A 22,827-nucleotide genomic window follows, 5' to 3' on the forward strand; every position below is an offset into this window, starting at 1 on the left:
ATCAATGACTCACGAAAAACGCGCCGAGACACGCGGGATCACCCCGGCGACATTCCACATCAAGTCCTTCGGTTGCCAGATGAACGTCTATGATGGCGAACGGATGGCGGAGATGCTTGGCGCGCAGGGCATGACGCCGGCCGCCGACGGGCTGGACGCCGACATCGTCGTCCTCAACACCTGCCACATCCGCGAAAAGGCGGTGGACAAGGTCTATTCGGACATCGGCCGCCTGCGCCGCGAGGATGGCACCCGCCCGATGATCGCGGTCGCCGGCTGCGTCGCCCAGGCCGAGGGCGCGGAAATCCCGCGCCGTGCCTCCAGCGTCGATATCGTCGTCGGCCCGCAGGCCTATCATCGCCTGCCCGACCTCATCGAGCGCGCCGTGCGCGGTGAAGACGCGATCGACACCGACATGCCGGCCATCTCCAAGTTCGGCGCCCTGCCCGCCCGGCCCAAACAGCCCCGCCCCACCGCATTCCTGACGGTGCAGGAGGGGTGCGACAAATTCTGCACCTATTGCGTCGTGCCCTATACGCGCGGCGCGGAGATCAGCCGGCCCATGGCCGCGATCATGGACGAGGCGCGCGCGCTGGTGGACGGCGGCGTGCGGGAGATCACCCTGCTCGGCCAGAACGTCAACGCCTGGACCGGCGAGGACGCCAGGGGCCATGCGCAGGGGCTCGACGGCCTGATCCGCGCGCTCGATGCCTTGCCCGGCCTTGCCCGCATCCGATACACCACCAGCCATCCCAACGACATGAGCGATGGCTTGATCGCGGCCCATGCCGATGTCGAAAAGCTGATGCCGTTCCTGCATCTGCCAGTACAGTCGGGCAATGACCGTATCCTCAAGGCCATGAACCGCAGCCACGACACCGCATCCTATCTGCGGCTGATCGAGCGGGTCAGGGCCGCCCGGCCGGATATCGCGCTGTCCGGCGATTTCATCGTCGGCTTCCCCGGAGAGACGGACGCGGAGTTCGCCGATACGCTGCGCATCGTCGATCAGGTCGGCCATGCCCAGGCCTATTCCTTCAAATACAGCCCGCGCGCCGGCACCCCCGCCGCCACGATGGACGGCCAGATCGCGCCGGAGGTGATGGACGAACGCCTCGCCCGCCTGCAAGCGCTCATCAATGCGCAGCAGGCCGCGTTCAATGCCGCCAGCGTCGGCAAGCGCACCCGGATATTGCTGGAGCGCAAGGGGCGCCATCCGGGGCAGCTCATCGGCAAATCGCCCTGGCTGCAATCGGTGCATGTCGTGGCGGAGGGCGCCGCCATCGGCGACATGATAGACGTCGATATCGTGAGTGCCGGGCCGAACAGCCTGGCCGGGGAACCATCGAGGAGGAAAGCCGCTTGACCAAAACATCCGTCGCTCCGGCCATTGCCGGGTATCAGCGCTCCATGGAGGATCGGATTGGGTGGCAACCGAAACCGGCAGCGCTTGCGACGATGGGGGGGAAGGTCTGATGGCGAAGAAAAATCCGCGCGTGGAAACCGGGGAGCGCGCCCGGCTGGAAATCACGTTCGAGCGGCCCCATCTGTTGGGCGCCCTGTTCGGCCAATATGACCAGAATCTGGTCGCCATCGAAAACCGGCTGGGCGTCTATATCGCGGCGCGGGGCAACCAGTTGCAGATCGAGGGCGACGCCCAGGCCGCCGCCCGTGCCCGCGACGTGCTGACCGGCCTCTACAACCGCATCGTCGCCGGTCAGGAGATCGACACCGGCGCAGTCGAGGCCGTAATCGCGATGTCGAGCGAGCCGATGCTGGACGGCATCATCCGCACCGATGTCGCCGAGCCGCCCAAGGTGATGATCCGCACGCGCAAGAAAACCATCGTGCCGCGCTCCGCGACGCAGGTGCGCTACATGGAGGAACTGGCCCGGCGCGACATCATCTTCGCGCTTGGGCCGGCAGGCACGGGCAAGACCTATCTGGCGGTGGCGCAGGCGGTGAGCCAGCTCATCACCGGCAGCGTCGACCGGCTCATCCTTTCCCGTCCCGCCGTCGAGGCCGGCGAGCGGCTAGGCTTCCTGCCCGGCGACATGAAGGAGAAGGTCGACCCCTATCTGCGCCCGCTCTACGATGCGCTGTACGATACTTTGCCCGCCGAACAGGTCGAGCGCCGGATCGCCAGCGGCGAAATCGAGATCGCGCCGCTGGCCTTCATGCGCGGGCGCACGCTGGCCAACGCCTTCATCATCCTGGACGAGGCGCAGAACACCACCGCCGCCCAGATGAAGATGTTCCTCACCCGCTTTGGCGAAGGCAGCCGCATGGTCATCTGCGGCGATCCCAAGCAGGTCGACCTGCCGCAGCCGGGCGTGTCGGGCCTTGCCGATGCCGTGAACAAGCTGGAGGGGATCGAAGGCATCGCGGTGGTGCCCTTCGGCGTCGCGGATGTGGTGCGCCACCCTGTCGTCGGCCGGATCGTGCAGGCCTATGAGGGCCCGGATGCTTGACGTCGCCTTGCTGCTTGAACAGGGGAAATGGCCCGAGGGCGTCGATTGGGAAGACCTGGCCCGCGCGGCCGTCACCGCCGCCGTGCGGCACAGCCTGAACGCGGACTTCGAAACGCAGTCGGCGACCTTCGAGATCGCGGTCAAGCTGACCGACGACACGGAAGTCCACACCCTCAACCGCGACTATCGGGGGAAGGACAAGACGACCAACGTCCTCTCCTTCCCCATGGTGCAGCCCGACCTGCTCGAAACGCTCGGCAATACCGACGATGGCGAGGTCCTGCTGGGCGATATCGTGCTCGCCGCCGGGGTGTGCGCCCATGAGGCGGCGGAAAAAGGCATTTCGATCACCGACCATGCCATGCATCTGATCGTCCACGGCACATTCCATCTTCTGGGCCACGATCATATGGAAGAGGCGGAGGCGGAAGCCATGGAATCGCTGGAAATCCGGGCGCTGGCCAGCCTCGGCATCGCCGATCCCTATGCCCATGCGAACGACGACTAGCGCCAGAGCCCGCCGCCCGGTATGAGGGGCCGTAATCATCAGCGGATACAGGGGAAGAACGACCACCATGGCTGACGACAGCCCGACGCCTTCGAAAGAGGCGGACAGTAGCAGCGAAGGCGGATTGTGGCAGGGCCTCAAGACCCTGATCTTCGGCGAAGAAAGCGAACATAGCCTCCGCAAGGAAATCGAGGAGGCCATCGACGAATATGATGAAGAAGCCGGAGACGGCGCGCCCGAAAGCAAGGGCGACCTGTCGGCCATCGAGCGGCAGATGCTGCGCAACCTGCTGCATTTCAGCGAACATACGGTGGACGATGTCGCCGTGCCCCGCGCGGATATCGTCGCCATCGAGGAAAAGGCGAGCTTCGCCGAACTGGCCGCGCTCTTTGCCGAGGCCGGGCACAGCCGCATTCCGGTGTATCGCGAGACGCTGGACACCATTGTCGGCATGATCCACATCCGCGATGCCTTTGCGATCCTGGCCGGCAAGGCCCCGCCGCCCGACACGCTGGCGCCGCTGATCCGGCAGCCGCTCTATGTGCCGGAAAGCATGGGGGCACTGGACCTGCTCGCCGAAATGCGGGCGAAACGCACCCATCTCGCCATCGTGCTGGATGAATATTCGGGCACCGAGGGCCTGCTGACCTTCGAAAATCTGGTCGAGGAAATCGTCGGCGAGGTCGAGGACGAGCATGACGAGGCGCCGGAGGCGATGCTCGTGCCGCTGGACGACGGCATGTGGGAAGCCGATGCCCGCGCGGAGCTGGACGATGTCGCCGAGGAAATCGACCCCAGGCTGGGCGAGGTCGAGGAAGATGTCGACACGCTGGGCGGCCTTGCCTTCGTGATCGCCGGCCGCGTGCCCGAAGCGGGCGAAATCCTGGAGCATGAGCAGAGCGGCTGGAAGCTGGAGGTGCTGGACGGCGACAATCGTCGCGTCACCCGCCTGCGCCTGCACCCCCCGGTCGGCAGCGTGGCCGGCGAGGCGCATTGAACCCCTGGCGACATATGCCTGGCGATATATGGCGGTGCAGCATCGGAAAATTTCCGCAAATCGGCGGGCAATTGCCTCGCCCTGCCGCATAAGCGAACGGCATTGATGGCATAGTCACGCCCGCGCTGGCATGATCGCCGCATCGGGGCAGCGCATGTTCCCGCCAGGCGGAGCCCCCTGACGGCGCGGAACATGCGTGCAGCCGGAAATATGGCGCGATTGGCCCGATGCCGTCGGATCGACCGCGCCCATGTCGGGGTGACAGAATGATCGAATTCGCGGCGCTCACTTATGGGCTGTTGGTCAGCTTCGTGCTGTCGGCCCTGGCGCGCAATCACAAGAGCAGCCGGAAGAGCCCCGCCGTCCTCCAGGCGCTCGGCTATGTGCTGTGCGGCATGTCCGGGGGCGCGGCGCTCATCCTCGCCTTCATGGCGCTGAGCATGGCGATCGGCTGATTTTCATGATCGAACGGCGGCCTGTCGCCGCCGCGCTATAGCCCCTCGGCCAGCTTCCGGGCGCGCGCCTTCCACGCTTCGGCCAGCGGCGCCAGATCGGCCAGCGCGCGCACCGCCTCCGGTTCGCGCTTGTGCCCGCCGCCGATGAGCAGGCCGAACACCCGCTCCACCGTCCATTGCGGATGGGTGCGCGCAACCAGCGCCATGTCATCGCCGCTCTGGACCGCCCCCTCCTCGATCACGCGGAAATAGACGCCGCAACGCGCGGTCTTGACGATGGTCGCCATCACGTCTCGCGCGCCGAAGCGATGGTCCAGCTTCCAGCAGGGCTGCCGGCCATGGCTCACCTCGACCAGCGCCGAGCCAAGGGTGAAACGATCGCCCACGCACAGGTCGCGCTCCACCATGCCCAGCGAGGCGATATTCTCCCCAAAGGCGCCCGGCGCTTCCAGCAGGGGATGGCCGGGCTTGCGCGCGCGCCACCAGTCATAATGATCCTGGCAATAAAGGTGGATCGCCTTGTCCGCCCCACCATGATGGACCCGGTCGGCCTGCATGTCGCCCTCCAGCCCGAGCAGGCCGACTCGCACGGGGCCGTCCACAGGCTGTTTCGCGATGGCGCTCATCTCCGCATCGCGAAAGGGCATCGCAACGCCGGTCAGGATCGCCTTGATGGACATGCTTGGCATCGCATCCTGATGGCAGAAACGGCGACACACGAAAAGGGCCGGCCATGGGCGGATGGCCCCTGCCGCCCACGGGCCCAAAGTCACGCGCCTATAATGCGGTCAATTCCGATTCCAGCTTCAGAATTTCCCCGCCATCGTCCAGCGCGATCAGATAGGCGGGATCGTGCGTACTGCCGATGCGGGCGATCTTCGCGCCGTTGATCGTGCGTTCGACAAGCCTTTCGAACCGGTCCGTCACCACGCCCATGCCAATGCCCGTGCCCCGGTTCCACCGCACGCGGCTCCCCTTTCGGAAGCCGTGCATCACAACCGTCTCACTCATGTCACACCTCCTCTCCTTCATTGCAGCAATGCAGGATGCGGGCGCGCGGTTCCCTTGGTTCTTCCATCGGTCTGGGCTAAGGGGCAGCGGATGGACGCCACCGGACTTCGTATCGCCCTTTTCAGCGGTAACTATAATTATGTGCGCGACGGCGCGAACCAGGCCCTCAACCGGCTGGTCGGCTATTTGTTGCGTCAGGGCGCGGCTGTGCGCGTCTATTCCCCCACCACCGATACGCCGGCCTTCGCGCCGGCGGGCGATCTGGTGAGCGCGCCCTCCGTGGCGATTCCGGGGCGGGCGGAATATCGGCTGCCCTACAGCCTGCCGGCCCGGCTGCGGCGCGATCTTGCCCGGTTCGCGCCCAATATGATCCATGTGTCGAGCCCCGATCCGCTGGGCCATCGCGCGGTGTCCTACGCCCGCCGCCATGGCATCGCCAAGGTCGCGTCGGTGCATACGCGGTTTGAAACCTATCCGCGCTATTATGGCCTCGCCTTTCTGGAGCCCGCGATCGAGGCGCTGCTGCGGCGCTTCTACCGCCGGTGCGACGCGATCGTCGCGCCCTCCGATTCGATGGCGCAGTTGCTGCGCGACCAGCGGATGAATTACGATGTCGGCATCTGGACGCGCGGGATCGACCGGGAGATCTTCAACCCCGGCCGCCGCGATCCTGCCTGGCGGCGTTCCATGGGCATCGATGACGACGCTCCGGCCATCGGCTTTGTCGGCCGCCTGGTGATGGAAAAGGGGCTGGACGTCTTTTCCGACACGATCGACCAGCTGCGCCACCGGCAGGTCAAGCACAAGGTGCTGGTGGTGGGTGACGGCCCGGCGCGGGAATGGTTCGAGAACCGCCTGCCCGACGCGGTATTCGCCGGCTTTCAGTCCGGCCCCGACCTTGGCCGCGCGGTCTCCAGCATGGACATGCTGTTCAACCCCTCCGTCACGGAAACCTTCGGCAATGTGACGCTGGAGGCCATGGCCTGCGCCCTGCCCACCGTCGCGGCGCGGGCCACGGGCAGCGAATGCCTGGTCACGGACGGCGTGAACGGCGCGCTGATCCGGCCGGGCGCGGTGCATCAGTTCACCGATGCGCTGCAACGCTATTGCCTTGATACCGAAACCCGTCACCGTGCGGGCCATGCCGGGCTGGAAATGGCCCAGCGCTTCGGCTGGGACGAGGTCAATCAGGCGCTGGTCGACACCTATTTGCGGATCATTCGCCAGCGCGAGCGTGGCGCGTTCGTCATGAACAGCCCCGTCCCCTGATGGCCGACCTGTTCGGCATCGGGCCGGGAAACGGGGCTCCGTCGCTGCGCGATGATGCGCCGCTTGCCGATCGGCTGCGGCCCACCACCCTGGATGAGGTGGTGGGGCAGGAGCATCTGACCGGGCCGGAAGGCGCGATCCATAGGATGGTGAGCGCGGGCCGCCTGTCCTCCATCATCTTCTGGGGCCCGCCGGGCACCGGCAAGACCACCATTTCGCGGCTGCTGGCCGATGCCGTCGGCATGCGTTTCGAGCCGATCTCGGCGGTGTTTTCCGGCGTCGCGGATTTGAAGCGCGTATTCGCCACCGCGCGCGACCATGCCCGCATCGGCGGCCGCACATTGCTGTTCGTGGACGAAATCCACCGCTTCAACCGCGCCCAGCAGGACAGTTTCCTGCCCTATGTCGAGGACGGCACGGTGACGCTGGTCGGGGCTACCACGGAAAACCCCAGTTTCGAACTGAACGCGGCGCTCCTGTCCCGCGCGCAGGTGCTCATCCTGCGCCGGCTGGACAGCGATGCGCTGCTGCTGCTGCTCGACCGGGCAGAGGCGCTGATGGGCCGGCCCCTGCCCCTCGATCCCGATGCACGCGAAGCGCTGGTGGCCAGCGCCGATGGCGACGGCCGCTTCCTGCTCAATCAGGCGGAGACGCTGTTTTCCGTCGATCTGCCCGCGCCGCTCGATCCCGCCGGGCTCTCCAACCTGCTCCATCGCCGCGTCGCTGTGTATGACAAGGATCGGGAGGGGCATTACAATCTCATTTCCGCCCTGCACAAGGCGCTGCGCGGTTCCGATCCGCAGGCCGCGCTCTACTATCTGGCGCGGATGCTGGTGGCGGGGGAAGAGCCGCTCTACCTGCTGCGCCGCCTGGTCCGCTTTGCCAGCGAGGACATCGGCCTTGCCGACCCGCAGGCGCTGGTCCAGTGCCTCGCCGCCAAGGATGCCTATGATTTCCTGGGCAGTCCGGAGGGCGAACTGGCGATCGTCCAATGCACGCTCTATTGCGCCACCGCGCCCAAATCCAACGCCGCCTATGCCGCGATGAAATCCGCATGGAAATCCGCCCGCGACACCGGATCGCTGATGCCCCCGGCCAATATCCTCAATGCCCCGACAAAGCTGATGAAGGAGATCGGCTATGGCAAGGATTATGCCTATGATCATGATACGGAACATGGCTTTTCCGGCGACAATTACTGGCCCGAGGAAATGAGCCCGCAGCATTTCTACAGGCCGACCGACCGCGGCTTTGAAAAACGGATTGCCGAACGGCTCGCCTGGTGGGACGATCTGCGCAAGGGCAGGCAGGGATAGGAACCGCCATGACATGGGCTGAGGCTGTGGCATTCGCGCTCACGCTGCCGGGCACGGCGATGGAGAAATTCTACGATGCCGTGGTGCCCAAGGTGCGCGGCAAGGCCTTCATATCCCGCAGCCATGAGCCCGGCAGCTTCACCATCTGTTGCGACAGTGCCGAAAAGGTGGCGCTGTTGCAGGAGATCGATCCCGACACCTTCTGGCAATCGCCCCATTATCAGGGCACCCGCTGGATATTGGCGCGGGAGGGGCATGGCGATGACGAGATGCTGCGCGGCCTGATCGAAAGCGCGTGGGCGGCGCGGGCGTCCAAGGCGCAACGTGCGGAGCGCGATGCGGCATCTTCATGAGCGGTCCGCCGGGGCATCCGGGCTTCACCGCCTTTGCCGCCATCGACTGGTCTGGCGCCAAGGGCCATCGCCATCGGGGCATCGCCGTCGCGCTGTGCGGCGTCGGGGATGAAGCGCCGATTCCCGTCGCACCACCCGGCGGGATCTGGTCGCGCGCCGCCGTGGGCGAGTGGCTGCTCGAACAGGCGGCAGAAATGCCCACGCTCTTCGGTTTCGATTTCAGCTTCGCGCCGCCGCTGGTCGGCCGGGGCAGCTATCTGCCGGGCGATGACGTGCCCATCACCGGCCCGGCCTTCTGGGCCTATGTCGAGCAATGCTGCGACGACGCGGACCTGGGGGCCGCCAGCTTCCTGGAAACCACGCATCGTCGCCATTTTTACTTCGGTGCGGCCGATGGCGTGAAGGCCGACTTCATGCACAATCGGCTGTGCGAAGCGCATTATAATGCCGGCGGTGGCGGCAAGCCCTCCACCGTCTATGACGCCATCGGCGCGGCGCAGGTCGCCAAGGCCAGCTTTGCCGGCATGCGGCTGCTCAACGGGCTGCATGGCAGGGTGCCGATCTGGCCGTTCGATCCGCTGCCCGGCCATGGATCGGCGGTGGTCGAAATCTACACCAGCATTGCCGCGCGCGCCGCCGGGCGACCGAAGGGCCGCACGAAGATGCGTGACGCGGTGTCGCTGGACGAAGCCTTGCGGGCGCTTGCCAGCAGACCGCATATGCCCCTGCCCCGCTATGACGATCACCTGACCGACGCCATCGTCACGGCCGCCTGGATGCGGCGGGCCGCGGCGAACCCGGCGCTCTGGTCCCCCGCATTGCTGACAGCCGAGGTTGCGCATACAGAGGGCTGGACCTTCGGCGTCATCTGAGGCAAAGGCGTGCGCGCGCCGGCTTAGCACAGTGGTAGTGCAGCGGTTTTGTAAACCGAAGGTCGGGGGTTCAAATCCCTCAGCCGGCACCATTGATACCCCTCTTCTGTGCGCAGCCTGTTATTATCGGCGCTATCCTCATTTGATGGGCAGGCTGCGATAGGCCAACCTGCACACAAGCTATCACCGCAACTCCCGTATAATTTGAGGAAGCTGGTCCGCCAAAGGGCCAAGAACGCGCCAGATGAATGCTATAATGATTAGCCCCACAATTGCGCCTGTGGTCGGCTTGCTCGCCCATACTGCAATGATTGCCCTCCAAATTACATTGTCCATCACGGTCCATCTCTCTTTCGCTACCCGGCATGAGCGCGTCATTGAGACCCGTTTACAGCCGTCATGAGGGAGCTTGACCGTCCACCGACGCACGGGGAATATTTGTGATTTGTAATGCGCGTCACCACAAATACTCAGTATGCCGGCGGAGCCTCACAACCGGAGATTCGCCGGCGCCATTTCCCGATCAAGGCGCATGCCTTGCGCGCGCCCCGCTGGCCGCTACGGTGGTGCCATGAACCTCGACGATCAGTTGCTGCGCTATTTCGGCACTTCGGACCTGTCCGAAATCACGCCCGATTCGCTGATCTCCGGCATCGAGCGGCTGCGCGTGGATTTTGGGTTGGAGACGGATCGCGGGCGGCGCTTTGCGCTTTGGACGTTTCTGTTCATGCTGGGTGACGCCCCCGATCTGGACGTTGCCTTCAAAGATCCTGCCGATCGGGATGCCGCCAGGGATTTCATGGAAGCGATGGAGGCCCATGAGGAATGATCGACGAAAGCGACGAGCCCGCCCCGCTGGAACTGTGCGCCCTGTGCGGCCGGCCGCTGGGGGAGCAGGTCGAGTGGCACCATCTCGTCCCGAAAAATCGCGGCGGCAAGGAGAAGGTCGCGCTGCATCCGATCTGCCACAAGACGATCCACGCAACGCTGTCCAACGCCGAGATCGCGCGGAAATTCAACACGATCGCGGCATTGCGTGCCCAGGAAGGCATCGCGCGGTTCATCGCATGGGTGGAACGGAAACCGCCTGATTTTTATGCCCCCACCCAGCGCCAGGGCCGTTAGGGCATTTTCAAATTGACCGTTTACGGTCAATGGCTCGGAAAATGCGACAACAAAGGACGAGAGCGTTTTCACTCATAGTGAAAGCGCTCTAGGGCCGATCTACCCGATCAGCGCGCGCATCAGCAGCCAACCGGGCAGCGCCGCGATGCAAAGGAATGTCCCCAGGGGAATCCTGGTGCTGCCCGAAAGCCTCGCCCCACCGCGCATGCTCCCCAGGGCGACCATGAGCAGGGCAACCGCGCTCGCCACCAACAGCACAAAGGGCAGCGCCTGCCAGCCAAACCATGCCCCGATCGCGCCCAGCAGCTTGGCATCGCCCAGCCCCAACCCTTCACGCCCCCGCAGCGCGCGATAGCCGAGCGAGATCGCCAGCAGCGCAGCATAGCCGGCAATGGCCCCGATCATCCGGTCGGTCATCGCGACGTCCGAGGCCCACAGGCCGATGGTGAAGCCAAGGAAGGCCAGCGGCAGGGTCAGCGCATCGGGCAGCCAGAAATGCCGCCAGTCCAGCACCGCAAGGGTCAGCAGCAGCCATCCCAGCAGCGCCCAGCCAAGACCGCCGATATCGGGCACAAGGGCAAGCGCGATGCCGCCGATGGCCGCCATGGCCAGTTCCATGCGCCAGTGCAGGGGATCGATCCGGGCGCCGCACCCCCGGCACCGCCACTGCAGCGCAATGGCGCTCAGCAGCGGCACCAGTTCAAGCGTGCCAACCGTCCGGCCGCAGGCATCGCAGGCCGAACGCCCTTTCATGATCGACCGGCCAGCGGGCCAGCGCAGCGCCAGCGTCCCCAGGAAACTGCCCGCAATCGCCCCCAGCACCACGCCAGCCAGCGCCCAGGCCGCCGGGCTCACAGCATGCCGTCGATCGTCAGCGCATAGCCATCGCCGGCCTGGGTGAAGCCGGTATTGCCCAGCGCCTGCGCGGTCGCGGCATCGCTGGTCGTCACCACCATCCGCGCATTGTAGCGCCCATCCGCCGATATGCGCAGGATCAGCTTTTCAAGGCCGGACTGGCTGGCCAGCGGCAGCAGCAGGTCACGCCCCTCGCACTGCGCCGCGCCCGACAGCCCCTGCGACAGGTTGAGCCCGGCAACCTGCCCCACCACCTGCGCCTTCACCTGCCCTTCGGCATGGGCACAGGCGCCGCTGGCGAAGCGGACGCTGGCATCATCCATGGACACCGCACCGATGGGCAAGGGTGCCAGCGCCGTGCCCATGGCAAGCGCGCCGGTCACGTCATCCACCCCGATCCGCCCCGGCCCGCTGGTGAGCGCGCCGGCAATATCGTCCGGCAGGCCGCTCTTGCGCCACAGGTCGAGCCGGGCGCGGGCCAGCGGCAACTGCACGGGCGAAAGCGCGGCATGGACATTGCCCACTGGCACATCGCCGACGATCAACTGCTGGATACGCCCCCACCAGATGCTACCCGCAACGCCACGCGCCGAAACGCCCAGCCGCTCGGCGGACGACATGCCCAGGGCCAGCCGCAGCGGAAACAAGACCAGCAGCGCCATCACAAAAACGGCAAGCAAAACGAGCCGCGCCCGCCGCGACAAGGCCAGCCCCATCATGACGCGCCCTCGCTCCCCGGCGCCTTCAACGTCGCCTGCACGCTCACCGTGCCGCCGGAAGGCGATGGCTGTACCGTCAGCGTCTCTACGGACAACCCCTGCCCTTCCAGCGCCGCCAGCCAGCCGAACAGGGCACGCGGCCGGGCGCTGGCGATGGCGATCTCCACCCGTCCGGCGCCCTGCGGCTGGTTGCGTTCAAGCGTGAACCCGGCCTCGCCCGCGCTCTGGCCGATAAACTGATCGATCGGGCCGAGCGAAGCCCCGGAGGGCGCACGGGGCACCCCCTTGAGAACGGCGACCCGGCTGCGGATCGCCGCGTTGCGATCCAGCGCGATATCGTGGGCCTCCACGGCGGAGCGGATGCCGCTTTCCACCGGCCGCGCCACGCCCAGCCACAGGATGACGATCGCCAGCAACAGCCCGGCCACGGCCACCAACACGCGCTCGCGCGGGTTGCGCTCCGCCCACCAACTCTTGAAAGACGCCGTCATGGCCGCACCGTGATGTCGGCCAGCGTCCGCCCGCCCGGGTCCTGGGACGATGTCGCGGTGATGGTGAACCCCGCGGCCTGGATTGCAAGCAGCACGCCGTTGATCTCCTCCGCCCGCGCCGCCGCCAGCGTGGCGCGCAATGTCCCGTCGGCGCTCCGCCCCAGCGACGTCAGGCTGACCCCCGGCGCGGTCTGCATGGCGCCGAACAGGCCGGAGGCGGGGCCGGTGAAGCCCCATGCCCCGGCGCCGCGTTCCGCCAGCCTTGCGTCCAATGCCTCCAGCGCCAGCGCGGCGTCGCTGGCGGCCGGCAGCACGCTTTGCGCGGCGGCGACAGCCTCTGCGTCCAGCTTGCCGGCGTCCGCGTTGAGCTTGACGATGGCGATCAGCGAAATGGCGAGGCTGATGAATGCAATGCAGCCGCACCACACCGCCATCCGCTGCACCTGCCGCCAGTCGACGGCGCGGCGGGCACGCTTGGCGAAGTCGCCCTGGCGCAGGTTGAGCGGCGGTTCGGCAAGCGCCGCCAGCATCCCCGCCCGCACCGCATCATCGGGCAGCGCGACCGGCGCCACACCCGCCAACAATGCGTGCAGCAACAGGTCTTCGGCGGGCGAGGCGATGGCCACCCCCCGCACGACATGCTCGCCGCCCATCTTGCCGGAGATGAACCCCTCCTCCGGCGCGGGGAGCAGCAGCGCGGCAGGCACGATCATGTCGGGATCGAGCCCATGATGCTGCGCCCAGAGCAGCCAGTGCTGCACGTCCGACCGCGCGGCGATGGCCACCACATGGGGCCGCGCCGGATCGTCATTCTCGTCCGTCGCGGCGATCAGCCGGTCGGCGGGGTCGATGCTTTGCGAAAGCGCCGCCAGCCGCGCCGCCGCCCGTCCCTGCCGCGCGGGCATGTCGGGATAGGCGATCCAGTGGAGCGCGGTCAGCCCCGCCGGGGCGACCAGCATGACCGTGCCATCGGCGGGCAGCGCGGCAAGGCCGCAGGCCGCCAGCCATCCGGTGCCGGCCCCGGCCTGCGTCACGCCGCCGTCCACGACACGCATCCATGTCGGCGCATCGCCTTCCGCCGCCGGCAGCGTGACGATCAACCCGTCGCGCACGCTCATGCGCCGCCTCCATCGGGTTCGCCCCATTGCCGGCGCACCAGCCTGGCGGGATTGTCCTGCGCGTCGATGAGCGCGGTTTCCGTCACTTGCGTGCCCCCAAGATCCACCCTGATCCCCACATTGAACCACCGGGTCGTCAGCCGCGTCTGCTCGCCGACCTCCCCCAAAGGCGTCAGCCCGGCGCGTGCCGGCAGCGCCCAGAAACTGCTGAGGCTGCCATAACCATCGGCAGGCCGTTGCGCCAGCAATTGCCTTGCCTGATCGATCGACATCTTGCCCGGCAGCAGCATGGCGAAAAGCGGCGCCTGACCGGGCAGCAATGTGTTGACGTTGATCGGCGAAAGATCGCTGGTCGGCAGCGCGCAAACCCATGGCCGCAAGGTCGCATAGATCGCCGGCGTCACCCCGTTCACCGCGCGCAGTTCACTCGGATCGCTCATGAAGCGGTTGGCCGTGCGATAGGGTGTCTTCGCGCGCGCATAGGTCTCGTCCTCCGCGCCGCCGGGCTGGGGAATACCATCGGTATCGATCCAGTCGGCCAGCGCAGCCGACACCTGCGCAGCGTCGCGCCCGTTGATGCCCAGCAGCTGCATCAGCGCCACCAACTGCGACACGCCGACCGGCCGGATGGAAAGTTGCTCTTCATTCGATCCGGCAACGACGCTGTTCAGGTTGAAGCAGTTGGCGCCGTCCGTGACCATGGCCGTGGCGGTGCCTTCCGGGATCGGCAGCGGCATCGGCACGCCATGCCAGCCGCCCTGCAGCGTGGTGCGGCCCGGCCGCGCGGCGACCAGGTCGCCGATCCGCAGCCGTACCAGCTCTTCGGCGGCCTGCGCATAGCTGCGCGCCTGCGTGATCGCCCCGGCATTGGCGGCAAGGCGCGTGGCCAGCGTCAACCGCTCCAGCGCCGTCGCGGAGATCACCGCCATCACCGCCACCAGCAGCAGCACCGTCAGCAGTGCAGCGCCCTGCTCGCCCGGCTTCCCGCGCGCCTTGCCCGATCGCCCGTCAAACACCGGGTTGCGCCTTTTCAACGGGGCCGGGCCCGACCAGATAGCGCAGCGTCAGCGGCGCCTCACCCATGCGGACAAGCGTGATTTCGACGGCCCTGGGCAGCAAGTCGGGTTGCGTCGGCATCCACATGTCCAGCCATTGCCCTCTTGCGTCGCGAAAGCGCAGGGTCGTGCGCTCCACGGCTTCGATCATGGTGGCGGGATCGCTGCCGGTTGCGCCGTCCACTAGCGGATAGCTGCGCCGTTCCAGCTTTCCCGCGCGCAGCCAATATTCGATCTTCTGCACGGTGGGGCGCGGCGCATCGCTCAGGTTGCTCCAGCCGCCGCGCACGAACTGCATGATCGGCGCGCCTTCTCCCCGCGGCTGCGCGAAAAAGGCCGGGGCCAGCGTGCCCGCCTCGGTACGGCTGATGCGCGGCATCGCCTGGGCAAGGTCCGATGCGATGATACCGTTGGTGCGCTCCATCGCGGTCATCTCGTCCAGCCGCTGCTTGATCGCCGCCTGCGCCGAGACGCTGTTGGCAAGCAGCATGACACCCGCCGCCGCGAGCAGCGCGAAGATGACCAGAGCAACCAACAGTTCGATCAACGTGAAGCCGTGTTCGGCGGAACGTCTCGAAGACTCGAAGCCGTTTTCGGCGGAACGCCTGCCCTGATCGCGCGCGCGCATCATTCGCTCGGCCGCAGGAATGTGAGCGTCTGGCTGGCCGCACCCGCAATGCCGGTGCCCGTGACGGTCACGTCGATGCGGGTCAGCCGCGCATCGTCGGTCTTCGCGACGGTGCGCGTCCAGTGCCAGCTTCGCCCGCCATTTTCCACGTCCCCCGCCGCGTCGCCCATCGGCGGTGGGGTAAGGTCGGTCTGCAGTTCGACCATCAGGTTGTTGGCGACGATCCGGCTCATCGCCTTGCCGTCCAGATCGGCGGCGGTGCGCACGGTGATGCCCTGCAGCCGGATCAGCGCCAGCGCCGCCAGGCTGAACACGGCGAGCGCGACCAGGATTTCCAGCAGGGTGAACCCCGCTTCCCGGCCCTGCCGCGTGCCGCTTGTCGTCGCCCGGTCAGCCACCGACATGCACCTTCCCGGCCATATCGACCGTCACGGAAATCCGCTCCCCCTCCCGCATCAGCCGCAAAACCAGGGGTTCGCTGGGCAATCCGGTGCTGTCGAAGCTCAACTGCGCGCGGCCTTCCTCCCCCACAAGCGCATGGGTTCCCTCGCGCCAGTTGGTGGTAACGAAGGGCTTGTCCTCCAGCGGTTGCCAGGCGCCCTGCCCGCGCTGTTCGAAGCCATAGCCGGAGGCGGAAATCCACACACTCATCGGCCGCGCCTGAATGACGGCATTGTCGCGCGCCGCCGCGACGCGGGCGGCGAAACGATCCGCATCCTCGATCACCCGGCCGCGCGGATCGGGCATGGCCAGGATAACCGTCGCGGACACGAAACCGATGATCGCGATGACGACCATGAGTTCGATCAACGTGAAGCCGTGTTCGGCGGAGCGCTTCGAAGAAACGAAACCGTGTTCGGCGCGGCTATAGCTCGCTGGAATAGATGTCCGCATTGTCATCCTCGCCGCCCGGCTGGCCGTCGGCGCCCAGCGTATAGATGTCGAACGCGCCTTTCTTACCCGGCACGGCATAGCTGTAGGGGCGGCCCCAGGGATCGTTGGGCAGCTTCTTGATATAGCCGCCCCGACGATAGCGCGCGGGCTGCGCCAGCGAGGCGGGCGCCGAAAGCAGCGCCTGCAGCCCGTCGGTCGCGGACGGATAGACCATATTGTCCAGCCGATATTGTTCCAGCGCCTGCTCGATGGTCGAGACGTCCGCCTTCGCCTTTTCGATCCGCGCCTTGTCGGACGCGGGAATGACGTTGATCGCTACGATCGTCGCCAGCAGGCCGATGATGAGGATGACGACCAGCAGTTCGATCAACGTGAAGCCGTGTTCGGCGGAGCGCTTCGAAGAAACGAAACCGTTTTCGGCGGAACGTCTTGAAGACCCGAAGCCGTTTTCGGCGGAACCCCTCGGAGCAACGAAGCCCCGTTCGGCGGGTGCCGATGTACCGGCGCGCTGCAGGGCGGGATGTGTACGGCGGAAAATGAACATTCTAGGCACCCATGAGGCTTTGAAGCTGCAGGATAGGCAGCAGGATCGACAGGATGATGACGGCAACGATGCCGCCCATCAGTATGATGATGATGGGCTCCAGCATGGCAAGCGCGGTCGAGGTGAAGGTGTCGAACTCCTGTTCCAGATATTCGGCGGCGCGTTCCAGCATCGTGTCGAGCCGCCCGGCGGCCTCGCCGCTCGCCGCCAGATAGACGAGCAGTGGCGGAAACACGCCCGATCGCCGCAGCGCCGCCGACAGGCTGCCGCCGCCGCGGATCGATTCCACGATCTCGTCGGACGCCTTGCGCAGCACGCGATTATGGACCGTCTGCGCCGTCAGCGCGAGCCCTTCCATCACCGGCATGCGGCTGGCGACCATGGTGGACAGGGTGCGCGCCATCCGCGCCGCATGCAGATCGCGGATCAGCCGGCCGATCACCGGCAGGCGCAGCAGCATGCCGTCGAACCGATAGCGCACGGCATCGCGCTTTAATGCCTGCCATGCACCAATAGCGAACACGACCAGCAGGATCGCCAGCAGCCACCAATAGCCGGTCAGGAAATTGGATATGCCGATGACGATGCGGGTCAGCAGCGGCAAGCTCTGCCCGACAGTGTCGAACTGCTCCACCACCTTGGGCACCACGAACATCATCAGCCCGATCACCACGCAGACGGCGAACACCGCGAGCACGCTGGGATAGGCGATGGCGGTGATGACCTTGGAGCGGATCGCGGCCTGACGCTCCATCAGCACGCCCAGGCGTTCCATGATCGTCGGCAGGCTGCCCGAGCTTTCGCCGGCGGAAACCATCGCGCGGTAGAGCCCGGGGAAGCTGCGCGGCTCGGCGCCCAGCGCGTCGGCCAGCCGGCGCCCCTCCAGCACGCCGCCATGAACATGCCCCACGATCTCCCGCACATGGGGCTGCTCGCTCTGGCGGACAATGGTGCGCAGCGATTCCTCCAGCGGGCTCACTTCCACCAGCGTCGAAAGCTGGCGGGTGAACAGGGTCAGCTCCTTGGACGACAGACGCTTCGCGCCCAGCGACAGGCCGGCGCGGCGGGCTGGCCTTGCCTGTCCGGGCTCCATGCGGACGACGAACATCCGCCGCGCGTCCAGCTTCGCCCTGGCATCGTCCATGCTCTCGGCCCGCAGGGTGCCGCGTTTCTCGCGGCCCGCCGGGTCGATCGCCAGATAGTCGAAATCAGGCATCATCCGCCGATCCGACCAGCGATGCGGGTGGGGGCACGGGCACGGGCACGGGCTCGGGCACGGGCTCGGGTTCCGCCTCGCGCCGGGATACGCGGATCGCCTCCTCCGGCGTCGTCTGCCCTTCGCGCACCAGCGCGCGGGCGGCGGAACCCAGGTTCGCGGCATTCAGGAAGGCATGGCGCGCGATCAGGGATTCGTCGCCGCCATCGTTGATCAGCCGGCGAATGGTGTCATCGATCCGGATCGCCTCGAACACGCCGATGCGGCCCTTATAGCCGGTGCCGTTGCATTCCGGGCAGCCGCGCGCCTGATAGACGATGGTGCCGGGGTCGAAGCCCAGCAGCGCGCTGGCCGATTTGTCCGCCTGCACCGGCTCGCGGCAATGCTGGCACAGGCGGCGCACCAGTCGCTGGGCGATGACGGCGCGCAGGGTGGAAGCGAGCAGGAACGGCTCGACCCGCATGTCGCGCATCCGCGTGATGGCGCCCACGGCGTCATTGGTGTGGACGGTCGAGAAGACGAGGTGGCCCGTCAGCGATGCCTGTACGGCGATCTCCGCCGTTTCCCGGTCGCGGATTTCGCCGACCATCACGACATCGGGGTCCTGCCGCAGGATGGCGCGCAGGCCGGCCGCAAAGGTCAGGCCGACCTTCGCATTCACCTGCGTCTGGCCGACGCCTTCCATCGCATATTCCACCGGGTCTTCCACGGTCAGGATGTTGCGGCTGCCGTCGTTGAGCTGCCGGATGCCGGCATAGAGCGTCGTCGTCTTGCCCGAACCCGTGGGGCCGGTGACGAGGATGATGCCATTGGGCTCCGCCAGCGCCTCGCGGAAGATGCGGTCGGCCGTGCCGGTCATGCCCAGCAGTTCGAGCGATATGCCCGCATTTTCCTTGTCCAGGATACGCAGCACCACCCGCTCGCCCGCCCGGCTGGGCAGGGTGGAGACGCGCACGTCCAGCAGCTTGCCGCCCAAGGTCAGGCCGATGCGCCCGTCCTGCGGCACGCGCCGCTCGGCGATGTCCAACCGCGCCATCACCTTGATGCGGCTGACGACCACGGGCGCGACATGCGGCGGCATGCGCAGCGTCTCGCGCAGCACGCCATCGATGCGCATGCGCACGACAAGGCCGGTCTCATAGGGCTCGATATGGATATCGGACACGCCCTGCCGCGCGGCTTCCGCGATGATGCCGTTGATCAGGCGGATGGCCGGCGCATCGTCGGCACTGTCCAGCAGGTCGTCGGCACTGGGCAGATCGGTGGCAAGCAGGTCCAGCTCGTCCGCGCCGACCTCCATCGACCCGGCCATCGCCGCCGCGCTGCCATCCATCGCATAATGCGCCGACAGATGCCCGTCGAACTGCGCGGCATCCACGAACTGGATGTCGAAACTCTGCGCCAGGTGCCGCCGCACTTCCAGCAGGATGCGCGGATCGCCGCCCTCGCGCAGCGCGACCGCCAGGCGCCCGCCCGCCAGCCCGTCCCCCAGCAGCACCACGCCATATTTGCGCGCAAAGGCATAGGGGATGTCGACCAGGCGCGGGGAGATATGCGCCGCGACCTCGAAGCCCCCGGTTTCGGGCGCCATCGGGCCAGCGCCTTCCAGACCGCCCCCTTCCCGATCGCCCATCTCCTGATCGCGCGCGCCCTGATCGCCTGGCCGGATCATCATGGCTTTGCCTCGCTGGCTGGAACATCGACTGGTCGCACCACGGAAGAGGATGCCTTCGTCTCCGGGGTGATGACCCGGCCGTCGATCACCTGATCGTCCGCACGCGGCGCCACCGGCGGCTCGGCCCCCATATAATCGCGCAGCAGCTCGTCGATGGTCGGCTCGCCCTGCGGATCGCGCAACTGCTGCTGGTTGCGGATATAGCCATAGCGCTGCGCCGTCAGCCGCTGCGCGTCTTCCTTGCTGCGCAGGATGGTGGGGCGGATGAAGACCATCAGGTTCGTCTTCGTGCGGCTCTTGCTGCGCGACTTGAACAGTTCGCCCAGCCCCGGAATGTCGGACAGCAGCGGTATGCGCTCGATGGTCTTGCGCTCATTGTCGTCCAGCAGGCCGCCCAGCGCCAGGATCTCGCCATCGTCCACGGTGACGGTCGTCTCGATTTCACGCTTGTTGATGATGAGGTCGCTGCTGCTGTTGGACACCGGCCCGGCGATGCTGGATACTTCCTGCCGCAGGAACAGCTTGATCGCGCCGCCCGCATTGATCTGCGGCTTCACCTCCAGCTGGATGCCGACATTCTGCCGCTGCACAGTGCGGAACTGGTTGTCGAAATTCTGGCTCAGCGCTTCGCCGGTCGTCACCGGCACTTCCTGCCCGACCAAGATGGACGCCTTCTGGTTGTCCAGCGTCATGACCGACGGGGTGGAGAGCAGGTTGGAATCCGTGTCGGATTTCACCGCGTTGATGATCGCGCCGAAAATGCCGTTCCTGCCGATCTGGCCGCCCAGCCCGGCCACGCCGCCGGTGGCAGAGATCAGCGAATCGACCGCCGCCTGCTGAAGTGTGGTCGCAAGGTCTCCGCTTTGCGGCACTGTCGTCGTGGTCGTGGTGCCGTCCGCGGCGACGACGGTCGTGGTCTGGTTGCCGAGTCTCGTCGCACCATAGGCGCCGGCGAGCGTCAGCAGGTTCGGCGTGGCATTGGAATAGTTGGTCGCGGCAAAGCCCGTCTGGGTGCTGCCGATCAGGAACTGCACGCCCAGCTTCTTGGCGGCGGCATCGCTGATCTCCACGATGATCGCTTCCACCAGCACCTGCTCCCGGCGCGTGTCGACCTGGCGGATGGTTTCGCCCAGCATCCGCTGCACATCGCTGTTGGCCGCGACGATGATGGCGTTGGCGCCCTCATAACGGGTCACGACCGCCGGTCCGCGCGTGGCGATCCCGGTCCCGGAGCCGCTGGAGGATGCCGCGGCAGCCGGTGACGATGCCGATACGGGCGCGGACGGCGCTGCGCCGCTCCCCCGCCCGTCACTCGCGGCGGCGGTTGTGGCGATGCTGGCCGCGGAAGGCGATTGCCCGACAAGCTGCTGCAGCACCGGCAGCAGTTTTTCCGCATCGGCATGTTCCAGCCAGTAGACGCGGATTTCCGTGCCGCTCGCCGCCTGCCGGTCCAGATCGCGCGCCATGCCGGCCAGCCGCGCCACCGTGCCGGCATCGCCGCGAATGGCGATGCTGTTGCTGCTGTCGAACGGCACGACGGTCGCCGCCCGCGCCGCGCCATCCGCACCGCCGCCCGCGCCGATCAGCGCCTGCAGCGACGCCGCGATTTCGCGCGCGCCGGCATTTTTCAGCGTGACCATCTCGGTCGCGGCGGTGTCCCGGTCGATGCGCGCGATGACCTGCCGGATACGGGCGATATTGTCGGCATAGTCGGCAACGACGATGCTGTTGCCCGCACGATTGGCCGTGACCGATCCATCCTTGCTGACCAGCGGGCGCAGCGTTTCCAGCGCGGACGCGGCATCGATCGATCGCAGGCGGAACACCTCCGTCACGAACTGGTTGCGGTTCGTGCCACCGCCCACGGCGCCTGGTTGCCCCGCCGCGCCATCGGCCGGCTGGATGCGGAAGGCGCCGCCCGGCGCGGGCACCGCGACCAGCCCGTTCGCCCGCAGCGTCGACAGGAAAATCTCGAAATATTCAGAGCGGCTGAGCGGCCGGTCGGTGACGACCGAAACCTTCCCCTGCACCCGCGCATCGATGATGAACGTCCGCCCGGTGACGCGGGCGGCATCCTGGATGAAGGCGCGGATATCCGCATCCCGCACGTTGAGCGTCTGCTGCGCATGGACCGGAATTGCGCCGAACGGCAGCAGCGCAGGCGCCATGGCCAGCGCGAGCGCGGTGGAAAGGGAGAGGAAATGTCGCGTCATTGGCCTTGCAGGATAAGAGCGATGGGAACCACGGCCGCGCCGCGCTCGACAGTCAGGGAAAGGCGCGCACCGGGCACGATCTGGCCCTGCAGCGTCTGGATATCACCGGCGGAACCGATCCGGCGGCCATTGACCTCCGTCACGATATCGCCCGGCCGGAAGCCGGCGGCCTGAAAGGCCGGGCCCTTGGATTGCAGGACGAGGCCCGTCACCCGGCCACCATCCATGCGGGGCGCCAGGCCGATATCGGCCTTCACCGCCTGCGCGGTGATCGCGGCGGGCGCCTGGGATGCTCCGGGCGGCGGCGGCGCAGCGGGTACGGCGCCGCCCTGCCCGCCCGCGGCCGGATCGGCAATGGGGGCCGCCTGGGACTGGTCGATGAAGACCGTCTCTTCCGTGCCGCCCCGGTCGATCGTCACATGATCGAAATGCACCGATTTCAGGATGACGCCGGGCATGATCTCCTCACCCACGGCAAAGCTCTGCTGCACGCCGTCGGGCGTCGCGATGATCGCCGATCCCTGCCCCGACCCTTCGTTGACGCGCGTGCCGAACAGGGTGATCGAAAGCGACGTGACGACCGCATTGCCGCCCTGGGCCGCCGCGGTGCCGGGGAAAAAGGGATCATAGGCCGCGAACAGGGCCTGCCGCGCCGCCATGGGGGCGATCACGGCCTGCCTGCCGGTCCATGCGCCAAAAGCGCCCACCGGCGTCACGATCGCCCAGACCAGCCGCGCCAGTTGCACCGCCAGCAGGGCAAGCAGCAACATTTCGCCCAGCGAGAGCCAGTCGCGCCCACGCCCCGCGCCGGAACGGAGGACCGACGGACGCGCGATGAACCGACGCGCCGCATCCAGGGATGCGCCGACGCGCTCAGTGACCCGCATGGCCGGCCGCACTGTTGGTCGTCGCGCGCATGAACGACTTGCCCCCTGAAATTGCGCCATATTGCAGCGCACACCCATCTGCCCCCGCTAGGCAGACTTTCTTACCCTCGAATGACTTTTTTGTGACCGTTTTATTGCATCACGCAAGCCGTCCC

At 66.9% G+C, this 22,827-nt stretch carries 26 protein-coding genes and 1 tRNA gene; 12 read left to right on the forward strand and 15 right to left on the reverse strand.

All coding sequences use genetic code 11. From position 1 onward, the window contains the following. The first annotated feature begins 4 nt into the window (after positions 1 to 4). The 5 genes from miaB to WFP78_RS06690 all read left to right on the forward strand — a co-directional run bounded on the left by miaB (position 5) and on the right by WFP78_RS06690 (position 4,431). Positions 5 to 1,366 carry a tRNA (N6-isopentenyl adenosine(37)-C2)-methylthiotransferase MiaB gene (gene miaB / locus WFP78_RS06670; RefSeq protein WP_336960011.1) on the forward strand — a complete coding sequence of 454 codons (1,362 nt, stop codon included), beginning with the start codon at positions 5 to 7 and terminating at the stop codon, positions 1,364 to 1,366. A gap of 109 nt (positions 1,367 to 1,475) precedes the next feature. After that, positions 1,476 to 2,471: a PhoH family protein gene (locus WFP78_RS06675; protein ID WP_336960013.1), complete on the forward strand. Its 996-nt coding sequence runs from the start codon at positions 1,476 to 1,478 to the stop codon at positions 2,469 to 2,471. After that, a complete protein-coding gene (gene ybeY / locus WFP78_RS06680) occupies positions 2,464 to 2,979 on the forward strand; it encodes an rRNA maturation RNase YbeY (protein WP_336960016.1) in 516 nt (171 codons plus the stop codon). Before WFP78_RS06675 ends, ybeY begins: the two co-directional genes overlap by 8 nt. 67 nt (positions 2,980 to 3,046) lie before the next feature. Continuing rightward, entirely contained in the window at positions 3,047 to 3,976 is a 930-nt protein-coding gene (locus WFP78_RS06685) for a hemolysin family protein (RefSeq protein WP_336960018.1), read from the forward strand. 266 nt (positions 3,977 to 4,242) lie between these two features. Then, a complete protein-coding gene (locus tag WFP78_RS06690) occupies positions 4,243 to 4,431 on the forward strand; it encodes a hypothetical protein (RefSeq protein ID WP_336960020.1) in 189 nt (62 codons plus the stop codon). Positions 4,432 to 4,466: 35 nt separating this feature from the next. Here the strand turns inward: WFP78_RS06690 and WFP78_RS06695 are convergent, their stop codons facing one another. Together WFP78_RS06695 and WFP78_RS06700 are read right to left on the reverse strand one after the other, a co-directional pair. Then, positions 4,467 to 5,111, reverse strand: a complete 645-nt coding sequence (locus WFP78_RS06695; RefSeq protein WP_419722934.1) for an MOSC domain-containing protein — start codon at positions 5,109 to 5,111, stop codon at positions 4,467 to 4,469. Between the two features lie 97 nt (positions 5,112 to 5,208). After that, positions 5,209 to 5,442 (reverse strand): hypervirulence associated TUDOR domain-containing protein, encoded by a 234-nt coding sequence (locus tag WFP78_RS06700; protein WP_336960024.1) that lies wholly within the window; start codon positions 5,440 to 5,442, stop codon positions 5,209 to 5,211. Positions 5,443 to 5,532: 90 nt separating this feature from the next. On the opposite strand from WFP78_RS06700, the gene WFP78_RS06705 reads away from it, so the two are divergent. The 7 genes from WFP78_RS06705 (at position 5,533) to WFP78_RS06735 (ending at position 10,377) form a co-directional block, all read left to right on the forward strand. Continuing rightward, positions 5,533 to 6,711 (forward strand): glycosyltransferase family 4 protein, encoded by a 1,179-nt coding sequence (locus tag WFP78_RS06705; protein WP_336960026.1) that lies wholly within the window; start codon positions 5,533 to 5,535, stop codon positions 6,709 to 6,711. Beyond that, positions 6,711 to 8,027 (forward strand): replication-associated recombination protein A, encoded by a 1,317-nt coding sequence (locus tag WFP78_RS06710; RefSeq protein ID WP_336960028.1) that lies wholly within the window; start codon positions 6,711 to 6,713, stop codon positions 8,025 to 8,027. The genes WFP78_RS06705 and WFP78_RS06710 overlap by 1 nt, the downstream gene beginning before the upstream one ends. An 8-nt stretch (positions 8,028 to 8,035) precedes the next feature. After that, the gene (locus tag WFP78_RS06715; RefSeq protein WP_336960030.1) at positions 8,036 to 8,380 is read left to right on the forward strand and encodes an MmcQ/YjbR family DNA-binding protein; all 345 of its coding nucleotides are present in this window, start codon (positions 8,036 to 8,038) and stop codon (positions 8,378 to 8,380) included. After that, complete coding sequence (locus WFP78_RS06720) at positions 8,377 to 9,252, forward strand: hypothetical protein (RefSeq protein WP_336960032.1); 876 nt, start codon at positions 8,377 to 8,379, stop codon at positions 9,250 to 9,252. The genes WFP78_RS06715 and WFP78_RS06720 overlap by 4 nt, the downstream gene beginning before the upstream one ends. A 17-nt stretch (positions 9,253 to 9,269) precedes the next feature. Next, positions 9,270 to 9,344, forward strand: a tRNA-Thr gene (locus WFP78_RS06725). A gap of 479 nt (positions 9,345 to 9,823) precedes the next feature. Then, positions 9,824 to 10,081, forward strand: coding sequence for a hypothetical protein (locus WFP78_RS06730; protein WP_336960034.1), 258 nt, complete (start codon positions 9,824 to 9,826; stop codon positions 10,079 to 10,081). After that, on the forward strand, positions 10,078 to 10,377 hold the full coding sequence (locus WFP78_RS06735) for an HNH endonuclease (RefSeq protein WP_336960036.1): 300 nt from the start codon (positions 10,078 to 10,080) through the stop codon (positions 10,375 to 10,377). The genes WFP78_RS06730 and WFP78_RS06735 overlap by 4 nt, the downstream gene beginning before the upstream one ends. 99 nt (positions 10,378 to 10,476) lie before the next feature. On the opposite strand, the gene WFP78_RS06740 is transcribed toward WFP78_RS06735, so the two are convergent. The 13 genes from WFP78_RS06740 to WFP78_RS06800 all read right to left on the reverse strand — a co-directional run bounded on the left by WFP78_RS06740 (position 10,477) and on the right by WFP78_RS06800 (position 22,672). After that, positions 10,477 to 11,232 (reverse strand): prepilin peptidase, encoded by a 756-nt coding sequence (locus WFP78_RS06740; protein WP_336960038.1) that lies wholly within the window; start codon positions 11,230 to 11,232, stop codon positions 10,477 to 10,479. Next, positions 11,229 to 11,951 (reverse strand): type II secretion system protein N, encoded by a 723-nt coding sequence (gspN, locus tag WFP78_RS06745; RefSeq protein ID WP_336960040.1) that lies wholly within the window; start codon positions 11,949 to 11,951, stop codon positions 11,229 to 11,231. The genes WFP78_RS06740 and gspN overlap by 4 nt, the downstream gene beginning before the upstream one ends. After that, on the reverse strand, positions 11,948 to 12,442 hold the full coding sequence (locus WFP78_RS06750; protein WP_336960042.1) for a type II secretion system protein M: 495 nt from the start codon (positions 12,440 to 12,442) through the stop codon (positions 11,948 to 11,950). Before WFP78_RS06750 ends, gspN begins: the two co-directional genes overlap by 4 nt. Next, positions 12,439 to 13,560: a type II secretion system protein GspL gene (gene gspL / locus WFP78_RS06755; RefSeq protein ID WP_336960044.1), complete on the reverse strand. Its 1,122-nt coding sequence runs from the start codon at positions 13,558 to 13,560 to the stop codon at positions 12,439 to 12,441. The genes WFP78_RS06750 and gspL overlap by 4 nt, the downstream gene beginning before the upstream one ends. Beyond that, the gene (gspK, locus tag WFP78_RS06760) at positions 13,557 to 14,576 is read right to left on the reverse strand and encodes a type II secretion system minor pseudopilin GspK (RefSeq protein WP_336960046.1); all 1,020 of its coding nucleotides are present in this window, start codon (positions 14,574 to 14,576) and stop codon (positions 13,557 to 13,559) included. The genes gspL and gspK overlap by 4 nt, the downstream gene beginning before the upstream one ends. Further along, entirely contained in the window at positions 14,569 to 15,243 is a 675-nt protein-coding gene (gene gspJ, locus WFP78_RS06765; protein WP_336960328.1) for a type II secretion system minor pseudopilin GspJ, read from the reverse strand. The genes gspK and gspJ overlap by 8 nt, the downstream gene beginning before the upstream one ends. After that, positions 15,243 to 15,647 (reverse strand): type II secretion system minor pseudopilin GspI, encoded by a 405-nt coding sequence (gene gspI, locus WFP78_RS06770; protein ID WP_336960048.1) that lies wholly within the window; start codon positions 15,645 to 15,647, stop codon positions 15,243 to 15,245. Before gspI ends, gspJ begins: the two co-directional genes overlap by 1 nt. After that, positions 15,634 to 16,125, reverse strand: coding sequence for a GspH/FimT family pseudopilin (locus tag WFP78_RS06775; protein WP_419722935.1), 492 nt, complete (start codon positions 16,123 to 16,125; stop codon positions 15,634 to 15,636). The genes gspI and WFP78_RS06775 overlap by 14 nt, the downstream gene beginning before the upstream one ends. Further along, a complete protein-coding gene (gspG, locus tag WFP78_RS06780) occupies positions 16,109 to 16,651 on the reverse strand; it encodes a type II secretion system major pseudopilin GspG (protein WP_419722936.1) in 543 nt (180 codons plus the stop codon). The genes WFP78_RS06775 and gspG overlap by 17 nt, the downstream gene beginning before the upstream one ends. Positions 16,652 to 16,682: 31 nt before the next feature. Further along, positions 16,683 to 17,897 carry a type II secretion system inner membrane protein GspF gene (gene gspF, locus WFP78_RS06785; protein WP_336960329.1) on the reverse strand — a complete coding sequence of 405 codons (1,215 nt, stop codon included), beginning with the start codon at positions 17,895 to 17,897 and terminating at the stop codon, positions 16,683 to 16,685. Next, on the reverse strand, positions 17,890 to 19,488 hold the full coding sequence (gene gspE, locus WFP78_RS06790) for a type II secretion system ATPase GspE (protein ID WP_336960331.1): 1,599 nt from the start codon (positions 19,486 to 19,488) through the stop codon (positions 17,890 to 17,892). Before gspE ends, gspF begins: the two co-directional genes overlap by 8 nt. 80 nt (positions 19,489 to 19,568) lie before the next feature. Next, positions 19,569 to 21,785, reverse strand: coding sequence for a type II secretion system secretin GspD (gene gspD, locus WFP78_RS06795; protein WP_336960055.1), 2,217 nt, complete (start codon positions 21,783 to 21,785; stop codon positions 19,569 to 19,571). Beyond that, the gene (locus tag WFP78_RS06800; RefSeq protein WP_336960057.1) at positions 21,782 to 22,672 is read right to left on the reverse strand and encodes a type II secretion system protein N; all 891 of its coding nucleotides are present in this window, start codon (positions 22,670 to 22,672) and stop codon (positions 21,782 to 21,784) included. Before WFP78_RS06800 ends, gspD begins: the two co-directional genes overlap by 4 nt. Positions 22,673 to 22,827: the final 155 nt, after the last annotated feature.

Source organism: Sphingobium aquiterrae, assembly GCF_037154135.1.
Classification (GTDB): domain Bacteria; phylum Pseudomonadota; class Alphaproteobacteria; order Sphingomonadales; family Sphingomonadaceae; genus Sphingobium; species Sphingobium aquiterrae.